This is a genomic window from Lysinibacillus sp. G01H, assembly GCF_028872195.1.
Classification (GTDB): domain Bacteria; phylum Bacillota; class Bacilli; order Bacillales_A; family Planococcaceae; genus Lysinibacillus; species Lysinibacillus capsici.
Genome location: NZ_CP118397.1, coordinates 184563 through 197686, shown reverse-complemented (window position 1 = coordinate 197686; position 13124 = coordinate 184563). Strand labels below are relative to the sequence as shown.

12 protein-coding genes are annotated in these 13124 nt (G+C 38.0%); 6 read left to right on the top strand and 6 right to left on the bottom strand.

From position 1 onward, the window contains the following. Positions 1-98: 98 nt before the first annotated feature. The 4 genes from PSR12_RS00985 to PSR12_RS00970 all read right to left on the bottom strand — a co-directional run bounded on the left by PSR12_RS00985 (position 99) and on the right by PSR12_RS00970 (position 3522). On the bottom strand, positions 99-575 hold the full coding sequence (locus tag PSR12_RS00985) for a glutathione peroxidase (RefSeq protein WP_004233894.1): 477 nt from the start codon (positions 573-575) through the stop codon (positions 99-101). A 14-nt stretch (positions 576-589) separates the two neighbouring features. Next, positions 590-1924, bottom strand: a complete 1335-nt coding sequence (locus PSR12_RS00980) for an FAD-dependent oxidoreductase (RefSeq protein WP_221681358.1) — start codon at positions 1922-1924, stop codon at positions 590-592. 13 nt (positions 1925-1937) lie between these two features. After that, positions 1938-3083 carry a VanZ family protein gene (locus PSR12_RS00975; RefSeq protein ID WP_274771225.1) on the bottom strand — a complete coding sequence of 382 codons (1146 nt, stop codon included), beginning with the start codon at positions 3081-3083 and terminating at the stop codon, positions 1938-1940. A gap of 151 nt (positions 3084-3234) precedes the next feature. Beyond that, positions 3235-3522 (bottom strand): DUF6509 family protein, encoded by a 288-nt coding sequence (locus PSR12_RS00970; RefSeq protein ID WP_004233902.1) that lies wholly within the window; start codon positions 3520-3522, stop codon positions 3235-3237. A 156-nt stretch (positions 3523-3678) separates the two neighbouring features. On the opposite strand from PSR12_RS00970, the gene PSR12_RS00965 reads away from it, so the two are divergent. Further along, the gene (locus tag PSR12_RS00965; RefSeq protein ID WP_274771224.1) at positions 3679-4854 is read left to right on the top strand and encodes an alanyl-tRNA editing protein; all 1176 of its coding nucleotides are present in this window, start codon (positions 3679-3681) and stop codon (positions 4852-4854) included. Between the two features lie 282 nt (positions 4855-5136). Here the strand turns inward: PSR12_RS00965 and PSR12_RS00960 are convergent, their stop codons facing one another. Further along, positions 5137-7134, bottom strand: a complete 1998-nt coding sequence (locus PSR12_RS00960; protein WP_221681355.1) for a methyl-accepting chemotaxis protein — start codon at positions 7132-7134, stop codon at positions 5137-5139. A gap of 329 nt (positions 7135-7463) precedes the next feature. On the opposite strand from PSR12_RS00960, the gene PSR12_RS00955 reads away from it, so the two are divergent. From PSR12_RS00955 to tatC, 4 genes are read left to right on the top strand one after another with little or no spacing between them, the layout of a single operon-like run. Continuing rightward, the gene (locus PSR12_RS00955; protein ID WP_131522166.1) at positions 7464-8213 is read left to right on the top strand and encodes a gluconate 2-dehydrogenase subunit 3 family protein; all 750 of its coding nucleotides are present in this window, start codon (positions 7464-7466) and stop codon (positions 8211-8213) included. A gap of 13 nt (positions 8214-8226) precedes the next feature. Further along, a complete protein-coding gene (locus PSR12_RS00950; RefSeq protein WP_274771221.1) occupies positions 8227-9939 on the top strand; it encodes a GMC family oxidoreductase in 1713 nt (570 codons plus the stop codon). A 27-nt stretch (positions 9940-9966) separates the two neighbouring features. Beyond that, a complete protein-coding gene (gene tatA / locus PSR12_RS00945) occupies positions 9967-10170 on the top strand; it encodes a twin-arginine translocase TatA/TatE family subunit (RefSeq protein ID WP_048390784.1) in 204 nt (67 codons plus the stop codon). An 11-nt stretch (positions 10171-10181) separates the two neighbouring features. After that, positions 10182-11027, top strand: coding sequence for a twin-arginine translocase subunit TatC (tatC, locus tag PSR12_RS00940; RefSeq protein ID WP_048390786.1), 846 nt, complete (start codon positions 10182-10184; stop codon positions 11025-11027). A 14-nt stretch (positions 11028-11041) separates the two neighbouring features. Here tatC and PSR12_RS00935 read toward each other — a convergent pair whose 3' ends face one another. Continuing rightward, the gene (locus PSR12_RS00935) at positions 11042-11857 is read right to left on the bottom strand and encodes a metallophosphoesterase (protein ID WP_274771218.1); all 816 of its coding nucleotides are present in this window, start codon (positions 11855-11857) and stop codon (positions 11042-11044) included. 510 nt (positions 11858-12367) lie between these two features. On the opposite strand from PSR12_RS00935, the gene PSR12_RS00930 reads away from it, so the two are divergent. Then, positions 12368-13075, top strand: a complete 708-nt coding sequence (locus tag PSR12_RS00930; protein ID WP_274771217.1) for a response regulator transcription factor — start codon at positions 12368-12370, stop codon at positions 13073-13075. The last annotated feature ends 49 nt before the right edge of the window (positions 13076-13124 follow it).

Sequence of the window (13124 nt, the reverse complement as noted above, 5' to 3'; positions counted from 1 at the left end):
AATTTGTCGCAAGCTTACAGCAACCTTAAATCCACTGCTTTTTGGAATTTATAAACAAAAAAAGATTCATACACAAGTTGTGCATGAACCTTTCTAATCTATTGAGCTAATACTTTTTGAATATCTTCCTCAAAGCTACTTGGCTTATCTGCTGAGGCGTAGCGTCCAACAACCTCTCCATTACGGTTTACAAGGAATTTTGTAAAGTTCCATTTAACACTATTGCCTAAAAATCCTTTGGAGTGGGAAGTAAGATAATCGAAAATAGGATGTGCTTCTTTACCATTCACCTTAACAATCTCATGCATGGGAAATGTCACACCATAGGTTAATCGACATTGGGAGGCCGCTTCTTCAGCTGTCGCTAGCTCTTGTTTAAATTGATTTGATGGAAAACCAAGTACAACCAGACCTTGCTCCTGATACTTTTCATAGAGACCTTCTAATTCTTCAAATTGTGGTGTAAAGCCACATTTAGAAGCTGTATTAACAATTAGCATCGGCTTTCCTTTATAACGTTCAAGGCTATAGATAGTACCATCTTCTAAAGTTACATTAATATCATAAATGCTCATCTCTCTACCTCCTATTATAAACGTCCATTCATTCTTGCCACCTGCTGCAAAGGGTCCCAAACACCGTTGAATGGTGGTGCATAGGCCAAATCTAAATCTAGCAAATCAGGTAAGGTCATTTTACTATATAATGCTGTCGCAAACACATCGATACGCTTATCGACTCCCACTGGTCCCACGATTTGCGCACCCAATAACAATTGATCGCGCTTGCGAACGACCACTTTTATAAACATACGTTGTGCACCGGGATAATACCCAGCTATATGGCGTGCAGATAATTTAAATGCCTCATAGTCAAAACCAAGCTCTTTAGCATCGCGCTCATTAATGCCTGTTGTAGCAATAGTTAAATTGAAGAACTTTAAAATAGATGTGCCCACAATTCCTCTAAACGGAGCAAATTTGCCTGACATGTTGAGACCTGCTAATCGACCTTGCTTATTGGCAGTCGTTCCTAACGGTATATAATCTAAACGTTCTTTCACAATATTAAAGTGAGTTGCACAATCGCCAGCTGCATAAATATTTTCAAGGGAAGTCTCTAAATGACGATTTACAATGATCGCCCCATTTTTTGCAAGTGCAATCCCAGTATCCTTTAAAAACTGTGTATTTGGTTTTATGCCTGAAGCGACAATGACTAAATCCGTCTCTAGAACGCCGTTATCTGTTATAACACGTTCCACTCGTTTATTTCCTTCAAAAGCCTCAACGCTCGTATTTAATAACAGCTCTACATCGTTCTTTTTCGCTTCCTCATGCACATGCTGAGCAAGTTCTTCATCTAAAATACGGGCCACATGACTTCCGCGCTGAACAAGTCTTACCTTTTTCCCACAGGCATGTATTGTTTCAGCCATTTCTAAACCAATATAGCCACCACCTATGATGGTTACCTGCTCAATCTCTGGTGTTAAATCTGCCATCAAATCTTCCAGTTGAGGAATTGTTTTTACCGTATGGATACCATCTAGCTCATTCCCCTTTTTCACAGGCATGACTGGACTAGCACCTGTTGCAATAAGAAGTTTATCGTAGGTAATCTCAAATTTGTCGCCACTTGCTTGTGTACCTGTAATAACCTTCTTCTCTATATCTACATTCTCTACCTCATAGCCAACTCTTGCATCAATGCCATACTTATCTCGAAAAGTTTCGACATCTCTTGCAATTAAACGTTTGGTTGATGAAATACGACCATCTACAACATAAGGCAATCCACATTGCCCATATGAATAAATAAAACCACGTTCTAAAGTAGTTATTTCTGCTCCTGGAACATTTCGATAGATTTCCATTGCTGCAGACATACCTGCAGCATCTCCCCCAATGATGACGTATTTCATTCTACAAGCCCCCTTATTTTTTCCTTGTTGCCATTAAATCAGCATATTGATCGATATACAAACGTCGTTTTCCACCACTTACGATGACTCTTACTACATGAACGGCTAATATCATTGTAAGTGTAAAACCTGCTATTGCGGCAAGTAGAGAAATGACAATTTGTAGAACATAAAATGATGAATCCATATCTAATTGAATGTCACCTAATGTTGTAATGGCATCTGATAAACACAAGGTAGCGATAATAGCAATACAACGACGCCATGATTGCTTTACAATACTTTTACCATTCTTGTTGACCATTGTAAAACGCATCACCTTCATACCAAGCGTTGCGCCATTCATCATACTTGGTAGCAAACCAAAGAGTATAATGTACAGAGCCATTTTCACTAAAAATTCAAAAGTACCGCTATACCCTGTCAGAACACCAATAATCACCCAAACCAATTGGGCGATAAATAAATCAATGACCAATGCTAGTAAAATAGAAATCGGCTTAACAATATCATTTTTTTCCATTTCAGCAGCTTTAGTCTCAACCTCTTCATGAGAGGGGAATAATGCCCAAACAATTGGTGCTAGGAAGAAACCTAGGAGCGCACCTATACTGTTTAGTAATAAGTCATCGACATCAAAGATTCGGTATGCGCAATTAAAGATGCCATAAATGCCTGTTCTTTGTGTGACCTCATAAAACAATGTTAGCAAAAAGCTAATTAAAAATGCACGTTTCCAGTACCTTCTTTCTTTAAGAAAATATCGCAAGTAAACGCCGAATGGCATTAATAGTAAGAAATTAAAGAAGGCTTGAAAAAATGCCTGCTGTTTTGTGATAGCAAGCCATGTAGATGGATTTGTGGCAACAACGCCACTATCCTTTAAAACATCATCAACAAATTGAAAAAGTCGCAAATTAGTATGAACGGTGTCTGCGGATTGAAGTGAGCAAGTATCTCTTGTAGACGGAAATGGTAGTAATACTAAGCAAAGCGCAGATAAAAAGTAAAAAATAAATGAGAACATGATAATGGTTTTGGACATCGATAAGTATCCATACTTGCGATACGTATAAATCAGCCATGGTATAAATAGTACAAAGGATAAAATAATGGTTATGAAAAATGCTATAAAAATGGATTGTGTGTACGTTGACATAGAAACACCTCTCTCTTTAAATTGCCCTATTTTATGAACACTAAAACTAAGTTTAGTCCTTCAATACTACATGTATATTTCATCATGCTTACATAATCCTTAATTCAATAAAAAAACAGGTAAAGAATATATACTCTCTACCTGTTACTTACTATGCTTTTGCTATTTCTTCTTTACAGAATGTCAAAATTTCTTCTAGTTCATCATCCTCTAATGCAAAGTCTAAATATTCACCTTCAGCCTTTTCCATGATGAAGTAATTTAATATAAATGGTTCTTCGTTTTTTTCACCTATAAGGACACGAATTTCAATACCAGCTTCGTGGTAAAGCTCATCCTCTTCATCAATTTCTACATCCAGAATAAATTCATAACGCTTACCTTCAATAATATTTGTTGGGTCTAAAATTTCTTCCATTGAGAATTGTGTAATTTCCATTATATTTGCTCCTTTTTCTTTAGCTGTTCTTTTCTATATTAAATCAATTTCAGCATGGGTCAACTAGAAAACCCGTATACACCTGTAGTTAATTATGCCACAATGAAATGGAATTAATTTAGAACTAAATTTCCCTACATACGAGGAGGCTTTTTCATGAAAGAGCTATTATATTATCAAGACGTTATGTTACAAGAGTTTGATGCAACTATTATTAGTAAAGGAACTGATGAATTCGACCGTCAGTATGTTGTACTATCGAACACCGCTTTCTATCCCACTGGTGGTGGTCAACCTCACGATACAGGTACATTGAATGCGTTGGAGGTCATAGATGTTGAAAAAGTGGATGATGAAATTCGTCACTATATTGAAGGTGATCTATCGACTTTAGATGGTGTCGTACATGGCAAATTAAATTGGCCAAGACGATTTGATCATATGCAGCAACATGCTGGCCAACATATTTTAACAGCTGCTTTTGTAGAGCTTTTTAATGCGCAGACTGTAAGCTTTCATCTAGGCAGTGAGCAAGTAACAATTGATCTTGCTATAGAAATGATTTCTGAGCAACAGCTTGCAGCGGCAGAAGCAAGAGCCAATGACATAATTTTAGAGAACCGCCCTATTCAAACTACCTGGGTTACAGAGCAAGAGCTGGGCAACTATAATCTTCGTAAAGAAGTCGCAGTGACGGGAGACATCCGACTTGTGATTATCCCTAATTTTGATTACAACGGTTGTGGTGGCACTCACCCTACATCCACAGGGCAAGTTAGTACCATCAAAATATTAGGTACGGAGAAAATGAAGGGCAATGTGCGCGTTTCTTTTGTGTGTGGTCAACGCGTTTTGACTGAGCTTGACATGCGTAAAAAAGTATTAGCGGACGTTGCTCGTCAATTAAGTGTCCCTGAGATTGAAGCTGCCACAGCACTTTCAAAAGTTTTATCTACTCAAAAAACTACAGAAAAGGCTCTCGCTGCTGCGAAAGAGGAATTACTCACGTATGAAGCAAGGGCACTTGTTAATAGCGAAGGTGTCGTAACAGCTGCTTTTAATCAGCGAACAATGCAAGAGCTACAAAAAATAGCACGTTTGATTGTTACGGAACAAAAAGATGTAATAGCTCTACTTGTATCTGAAAATGAAGGCAAACTACAATTCGTCGCAGCAAGAGGGAATAATGTTTCAAAAAGCATGAAGGATGTTGCCCAAAAGGCACTACCTCTTATTAATGGTAAAGGTGGCGGAAGTGACCAAATGGTACAAGGTGGTGGCGATTGCACCGTTTCGAAAGAAGAATTACTAGCAGCGATGCAAGACGCTTAATTGCATTATAATAGAGGAGCTGTTATTAAAATTACGGCTCCTCCTATATTGTTGAAAAAAGACAATGTTACTAGCAGAAAAAGAATTTTTGACAAGGTGAGGGGTTGATTTTCGTTCCGCCAGCGTCCTTTCCAGGGGGTGTCTGACAACCGTGGGATAGCGAGACAGACGAGCCCCTGCATGGAGCGGTAATCCATCTTCACCTTTCACAAAAATTGTATGAATGATTTTGTTTTTTAACACTCTGAAGGAGCTATCATTAATAGACAGTTCCTCTCTAATTTAATATTTAAATTTTTGAATGGCTTCATATAAACGTTTTGCCATTTCTGATAGTTTTTCAGTTTGATTGTTCATTACTGCTACCGTCTTCAACTGTTCCGCTGTTGCATCTGTTACCTCATGCACATAATCACTGGCCGCATGTGCAGTAGCTGCCATTTCTTCCATAGACGCGGAAACTTCCTCCGTGTTGGCAGACATTTGTTCAGCTGAAGCATTCATTTCTTCAATTTGACCTGCTATTTCTCCTACTGCTTGAACCATTTCCTCGAAGCGTTCTCCTACTGCCTCAATGGAAGCTAAACCACGCTCAACATTATCTTCACCAGATTCCGCTGCTTTTACTACTTCTAATGTATAAGATTGAACTCTTTCGATGAGCACATTAATTTTAGTAGCTGATTCTGCTGTTTGCTCCGATAGCTTGCGAACTTCTTCTGCTACAACGGCAAAGCCTTTACCAGCATCTCCAGCCCGTGCTGCTTCAATAGAGGCATTCAATGCCAATAAATTTGTTTGATCGGAAATATCGGTAATCATTTTTGAAATTAAGCTAATTTCTTCTGACTCTTTTTCTAGTTTGTGAATAATTGATAGTTCATCTGTTGTGCCTTGCTGAATCTCATTCATACATAGAACGGATTGTTGAACTGCATGATTGCTTTCACTAATTTTCTGGGAAATAAAATCTGTATTACAAGCAATTGAGGAGGCAACTTCAGCTACATTTTGTATCCCTATTGCCATTTGTTCCATTGCTGAGGCACTTTCCTCTGCCATCACAGTTTGGCTTTGTGCCCCTCGATCTACTTCACTTATTGCACCAGCAATTTGCTTTGAACGCTTTGTTACTCCATTTACATCTCCCATTAAATCACACGCAGCTTCATTCACTGCCGTTGCTTCTTGACTCACTTTGGCTATCATTTCCCGCATATTATCAGTCATGCGATCTAATGCACGTGCCATCGTTCCCATTTCATCAATACGTTTCAAATATTTTTCTGGAATCTCCTGTGTAAAGTCTCCATTCGATAAGCCCTCACTAATGCGAAGTACATGTCGAAGTGGTCTACTAACAGAGCGAGAAATGGCAAATGAGATGCATAGCCCAAGTATCGAAACAATGATCGTAGTGACAATGAAGTTGGTCTTAAGCTTAGTAAGCCCTGAAAGCATCTCATCTTCTAGTGCGATAACCCCCATTTTCCAACCATTATCGAGGGTATGATAGCCCATTAGACTAGTTCCTGTATCTTCCGTTTTAAAAGTAAAATAACCGTTATCATTAGTAATCATTTCTTTAGCAGCCATTGCTCTGCCTGTCTTGATACCTGTTTTGTCTGCTTCCTTAATTGGATTGTATTGCTCCTTCACATACGAGTGATTATTATGTCCAATAATTGTTCCGTTAGCGTCTAACATAAATGCATAGCCACTGTCTCCAACCTTAATGTCTTCTACAATTTTAGATAGGTAATAGCCGTCAATACGTGCTAATAATAAGGCTTTTTCACCTGTCACTGTATCAATTGGAGAAACAATTAAAATGACTGGTTCACCTGTTACACGACTAATCGTAATTTCTGACATGACAGACTTACCAGTAAAACCTTCTTTTACGTAATCACGATCCCCTAGTTCAGCTGTTGTATCATCCAGATAATGGGCAACTCCATTAGCATCGATAATGCCAAAACCTAAATAATTCTCATTACCGGCAAGACGTTTCGATAGATACTGCTTTTGCTTTTCAAAGTCCATGCTCCGAACTGCCTCTTGCTCTGCAATTGCCTCCACCTCCACTAGTGTTAATTGGAAGTGTTCTTCTATGTATTGGGAAACATCCTCTGCTCTAGATACCAAATTAGATTCCACTTGCTCATTCACGGCTTTTGTACTATTTATCCAAGTAGATAGCCCAAGCGTGCCACATGTTACAAATACAAGAGCTATAATTGCAACAATTAATTTACCGCCAATTCCTTTTAACCACATTTCTCTTTTTCTCACTTCTTCCATTTTTAGCTATACAATCCGCATATTTTTACATAACTTCAGAGTAAAGTCACTAAAAGTAGAAGTCAACAAAAGTTTTCCAATATGATTAATAAATGTATAATAATACCATTTACACTACCTTTATAGTGCTAACAATTTTCTACAAAATTTTCAATTCATAGATCCCTCTTGTCATTTAAAAGGAGAGTACATCATGCTAATGGAGGAAATTAAAACATTTTCCAACAAAAATTGATTATAATTCACATTTTTTGCTGATTATTAAAGATAGGATCCGTTTAACACATTTTGAGGGGAGGACTTCCATGAGTTCAGACAAAAATAATGTTTCTCGTCGAGACTTTTTAAAAACTACAGGTATTGCTGCTGGTACATTAGTCGGTGGTGGTTTAATTGGAGGATTAGTTGGTTACAACATCAATGGTAAAGGTACTTCTACCCTAGAGCATGGTGGTCATGAAACAACGAATGAGGCCACAGGCTCACCAAAAGCTAAGATGTTTTTCAGAAATGAAAAAGATTTTAGTATCTTATCAAAGGCCACGGAACGTATCTTTCCAGAGGACGATTTGGGACCAGGAGCTATTGGTTTAGACGTTCCCTATTTTATCGATCATCAACTTGCAGGAAATTATGGGAGTAACTCTAAAGAATATATGCAAGGTCCATTTGATGTAGGTGCCCCAACTCAAGGCTACCAGAGCCGTTTAACGCGAGCGGAAATTTTTAGACAGGGTATCCAAAAAATGGAGGATGAAGCACAAAAGCGTTATAAGAAAAGCTTTAACGATTTAGATGGCAAACAAATGGATGAAATATTAACTGCCTTCCAAAAAGGTGACATAGAAATGGTTGGGGTTACTTCCGCGTTCTTCTTTACATTATTACGAGCAGCAACATTAGAGGGAGCTTATTCTGACCCTATGTATGGAGGAAATCGCAATATGGATGGCTGGCGTATGAAGGGCTTCCCTGGTCACCAGATGGCTTATATTACACAAATAGAAGATGCCAAGTTCCAAAAAATTGAGCCTAATCCATTAGGCAACCATTAAGGGGGGATAAAAAATGGCTAAAACATTACCGAGTGTAGACGTAGTAACAGTTGGTGTAGGTTGGACTGGCGGTATCGTTGCTGCTGAATGTGCTAAAGCTGGCTTAAAGGTAGTCGGTTTAGAGCGAGGTCAAAAGCGTGGTACCGAGGATTATTTAAATGTTCATGACGAATACCGTTATGCCATCCGATATGATTTAATGCAAAATCTTTCTAAAGAGACCGTAAGCTTTCGTAATGATCGCAATATGAAGGCATTACCAATGCGTCAGCTTGGCTCCTTCCTACTTGGAGAGGGTCTGGGTGGATCAGGAACACACTGGAATGGCATGACTTATCGATTTTTACCCTATGATTTCCAAATCAAAACATTAACAGATAAACGTTATGGACCTAATAAGCTGGGACCAGATTATCTGATTCAGGATTGGGGCTTAACATATGATCAGCTAGAGCCCTATTTCGATAAGTTCGAGAAAACAGCTGGTATTTCGGGTGATGATAAAAATAAATTTAGTGGAAAGCGTTTGAATCCCTATCCAACACCGCCTATGAAAAAAACGCCTATGCTTGCACAATTCGAAAAAGCTGCAACAAACCTGAAGCTAACACCTTATATGGTTCCATCAGCTAACGTATCAGAGGTTTATAAAAACCCAGATGGCGAAACGATCAACGCTTGCCAATATTGTGGTTTTTGTGAACGCTTTGGATGCGAATATGGTGCAAAGTCATCTGCAGAAATTACAGTTGTCCCTACAGCCCTGAAGACAGGAAACTTTGATTTACGCTTCAATTCCAATGTTGTTGAAATTTTAAAGCAAGGTAACAAGGCTACAGGTGTAAGATATATCGATACTGTTTCGGGAGAAGAATTCATTCAGCCAGCTAATGCTGTTGTATTAACTAGTTATGTCTTTAATAATGCCAAGCTATTAATGGTTTCTGACATTGGGGAAAGATATGATCCTACTACTGGCAAAGGAACACTTGGCAGAAACTATTGTTATCAAATCTTGCCTGGTGCCGCTGGGTTCTTCGAGGAACAATACAATACATTTATGGGTGCAGGTTCGTTAGGCATGTGTATAGACGATTACAATGGGGATAATTTTGACCATAGTGATTTAGATTTTATTCACGGAGGTAATATTGCACTTACACAGACAGGTACACGACCAATAGGCTCAAATCCAACCCCGCCTGATACGCCTACTTGGGGACCAGAATTTAAAAAGCAATCTATTTATTACTATACACGTTCATTTGGGATTGGTGCGCAAGGAGCATCTATGCCACATAAGGAAAATTATATATCACTGGACCCTACCTATAAGGATGCTTACGGGCTACCATTAACTCAGTTAACATACAATTTTACTGATCAAGATCGAGCTCTTCATAAATACATCTCTGCACGTGCAGCTGACATTATGAAGGAAATGGGTGCAAAAACAATTGTCCCTAACGCGGAAATTACCGATTACAATATCGTACCCTACCAAACAACGCATAATACTGGTGGTACGGTGATGAGCTTAACACCAGAACAAGGTGTTGTGAATAATTACTTACAGCACTGGGATGTTGATAACCTTTTCGCAGTAAGTGCAGGCAACTTTGCACACAATAGTGGTTATAATCCAACAGGCACATTAGGGGCACTTGCCTACCGTTGTGCTGAGGGAGTCATCAAATACAGTCAATCAGGTGGTTCATTAGTATAAAAAATCATTCTAAAGGAGGCAAGACTTATGGGAGGTCTAGGAGCAATTGGAGTACCTGGATTAATCATTATTTTAGTGATTGTATTAATTGTATTTGGCCCAAAAAAATTACCAGAAATCGGTGGAGCGGTTGGTAAAACGTTTGCAGAATTTAAAAAGTCTACTAAGGGACTTATGGATGATGAAGATGATACCGTGAAAAAGGTCGAAAAAAAATCTGATGCTTCGTAGGAGGGTTTCCTATGGATCCATATGAAGACGGAAAAAGAAAATATTTAAGCCCTCTAGATAAACCACAAGCCGAGCCTCCAAAACCAGTGGAGGCTTTAGTTGAAATACCTACGGTAGCAATTGAAGAGGATCATGTGTCCGATGAACCCCTGATACCTGTTACCTCATTATTGGAGCATCTTAGTGATTTACGTAAGCAAATTATCAAAGGGTTAACGGTTTTTATTTTATTTTTCATTGTTGTCTTTTCTACTATTAATATTTGGTTTCCATTTATAACGCGAGGTCACTCACTCGTTATTTTAGGACCGCTAGAAGTAGTTAAATTTTACATGACGATTTCAACTACTTTAGCTTTTGGTCTTGCAATGCCCTTCCTCGTCCACTTTCTATGGAGCTTTATTAAACCAGGCTTAAAAGAAGAGGAAAGTCGATTTTTAGGCCTCTATGCACCAATCATGTTAGTTCTATTTTTAGTAGGAGTAGCTTTTGGTTATTTCGTCGTAAATCCACTTAGCTATACATTCTTAGTAAGCATTGGAGCTACCAATTTCGATGTCATGGTATCAGCAAATGAATATATGCACTTTTTAATCATGACTACAGTACCGCTTGGTCTATTATTTGAGTTACCGATTGTTGCCCTATTCTTATCAGCCATTGGTGTACTGACTGCTGAATCCATGAAAAAAATACGAGGCTGGTCTTATATCGCAATGGGCGTAGGCTCCGCTGTTATCACGCCTCCAGACTTTATAAGTCAGTTACTCGTATTAATACCGATGATTATTTTGTATGAAATAAGTATTTACCTCGTTAAACGTATAGAACGCAAACAAATTGAAAGCACTGCGTAAATTTTACGCAGTGCTTATTTTTTCTTTAGATCCATCACAATAATTTCTGGTAGATTAAAAATGCGATATGGTACTGAGCTATTACCTAACCCTCTACTAACTACCATTCTCGTCGCGCCTGCTTCGTAGACACCAGCTGTATATTTTGGAAACAGCCCCTGTCCTGGTGCAACAAGTCCTCCAAGCCCAGGAATACGAACTTGCCCACCATGCGCATGTCCCGAAAATACTAAATTTATGTGGTAATTTACATACGTATTAAATAGTTCTGGTCTATGTGCTAGTAACAACTTAAACATATCGTCTGGCAAATAGGCCGTTGCAATGTCCAGCATATCTTCTGTTGTTCTACCCATTAACGGATCCTCAATACCAACAATCGCCAAGCGCTCCCCGTCGCGCTCTAACACGGTCGATTCGTTGGCCATAATATGTACCCCTAACGATGACAGCGCCTCATAAATTTCATTCACCTTATTTGACGCTACCTCATGGTTTCCTAGTACATAATAAACATCCGCTATTTTAACTAGTCCTTCCACTGCTTGTAGACTTTGTTTTAAATTATAGCGATTACTATCGATCACGTCACCTGTGATAAAAATATAATCAGGCTTTGTATCCTTTACCTTAGCAATCAATTTTTGTTGCTTGTCACCAAAGACAGCGTCATGTAAATCCGAAACTTGTACAATGCGTAGCCCATCAAAGCTGTCAGGCACACTTTCTGATTCAAACACATGTTTACTTACGACTAGCCAGTGATTGTTTACGTACAAAAAAATGACTATAAAAACAACAAAGAAGATACCATATAATAATTTTTTCAATCGCAATCGCTCACTTTGTGGCTACTTTTTTCAGAAATAATTCTGACTTTCTCATTATAAGCAAAAAACAGAGTGATTGTAAGTATATGCACTTTAAATACACAAAATGCACAAATACACTTAACTTAAAATTTTTAGCATTAGATTATGATACACGGTTTAATCTATTTTTCGTTAACTATTGGCATGCTATAATATGGGTAGAAAGACATATTTTATTATCCACTCATAATACATCACGATTTGGGAAATGCATCTCATTTACTAAAGTGCGAGAATACTAATAAACTTAAATCAGTTAAAGGAGAAAAGAATTGCTTTATTGTAGGTAATGATCCAGTTAGATTGGACGATAAACGTGTTTTGCATCCTAATAAATTACACAATTTACAGAATTGAATAATTTCAGAATCCAGCTTCCATTGCTAAGTATAAAATTGATGACGAAAAATTTATTTAGTACAGTTGCGCTACATAATATTCTAAATTTAGATGATAAGAGGTGAAAAAATGTTGAAAGCCATCATAGTAGATGATGAAATTTTAGCAATCAATTTATTAGAAGCCACGTTACATGATAATAGCGCGGTTACTATTATCGGAAAATTCGTAAATCCACTAGAAGCTATAGCAAATATCCCTATACTCAAACCTGATATTCTTTTTTTAGATATAGATATGGCGGAAATGAATGGTATTGAATTTGCTAGTAAGATTGCAGACTTTCCTTATTTAATGGATATTGTATTTGTCACTGCCTATGAGCGTTTTGCAATAGAAGCTTTTAATGTACAGGCTGTTGACTATATTTTAAAGCCTATTGAGAAAGAACGTTTAATGAAGACAATCAAGAGAATATCAATGCGTAGAAAGCAATTTCAAGTAAAAGCTGCTGTACACCATATAGAGGAAGATGCTCATGTAATAGAGGATTTTCACTTTCATGTTCATTCCGGAAGAGTATATATCGGTAACACAGCATTAGCCTTATCTACAAAGGAATTTCAAATTTTTTTCTTTCTAGCTCAACGACCAGGACAAATTTTTCCCCCATCAGAGCTGTATAAGCTTATTTGGGCAGAGGAAAGTATTGGGCATACACAGGCATTGAAGGTTCATATTAGTAATTTACGAAAAAAGCTAGAATCCGTTGCTGGCCATAGAGCAAAGATTATAACAGTGAGGGGTTCGGGATATAAATTCCTTTTCGAGCCTTGAAAAAGAAGGGCACTGCGATTACCTTACGAATCGCGTACCCTCTTTTTGG

What these genes read in the sequence shown, in the direction of transcription:
- PSR12_RS00930 (WP_274771217.1), top strand. Translation starts at nt 12,368, where the DNA reads ATGTTGAAAGCCATCATAGTAGATGATGAAATTTTAGCAATCAATTTA.
- PSR12_RS00985 (WP_004233894.1), bottom strand. Translation starts at nt 575, where the DNA reads ATGAGCATTTATGATATTAATGTAACTTTAGAAGATGGTACTATCTAT.
- PSR12_RS00960 (WP_221681355.1), bottom strand. Translation starts at nt 7,134, where the DNA reads ATGTGGTTAAAAGGAATTGGCGGTAAATTAATTGTTGCAATTATAGCT.
- PSR12_RS00970 (WP_004233902.1), bottom strand. Translation starts at nt 3,522, where the DNA reads ATGGAAATTACACAATTCTCAATGGAAGAAATTTTAGACCCAACAAAT.
- tatA (WP_048390784.1), top strand. Translation starts at nt 9,967, where the DNA reads ATGGGAGGTCTAGGAGCAATTGGAGTACCTGGATTAATCATTATTTTA.
- PSR12_RS00980 (WP_221681358.1), bottom strand. Translation starts at nt 1,924, where the DNA reads ATGAAATACGTCATCATTGGGGGAGATGCTGCAGGTATGTCTGCAGCA.
- PSR12_RS00950 (WP_274771221.1), top strand. Translation starts at nt 8,227, where the DNA reads ATGGCTAAAACATTACCGAGTGTAGACGTAGTAACAGTTGGTGTAGGT.
- PSR12_RS00955 (WP_131522166.1), top strand. Translation starts at nt 7,464, where the DNA reads ATGAGTTCAGACAAAAATAATGTTTCTCGTCGAGACTTTTTAAAAACT.
- tatC (WP_048390786.1), top strand. Translation starts at nt 10,182, where the DNA reads ATGGATCCATATGAAGACGGAAAAAGAAAATATTTAAGCCCTCTAGAT.
- PSR12_RS00965 (WP_274771224.1), top strand. Translation starts at nt 3,679, where the DNA reads ATGAAAGAGCTATTATATTATCAAGACGTTATGTTACAAGAGTTTGAT.
- PSR12_RS00975 (WP_274771225.1), bottom strand. Translation starts at nt 3,083, where the DNA reads ATGTCAACGTACACACAATCCATTTTTATAGCATTTTTCATAACCATT.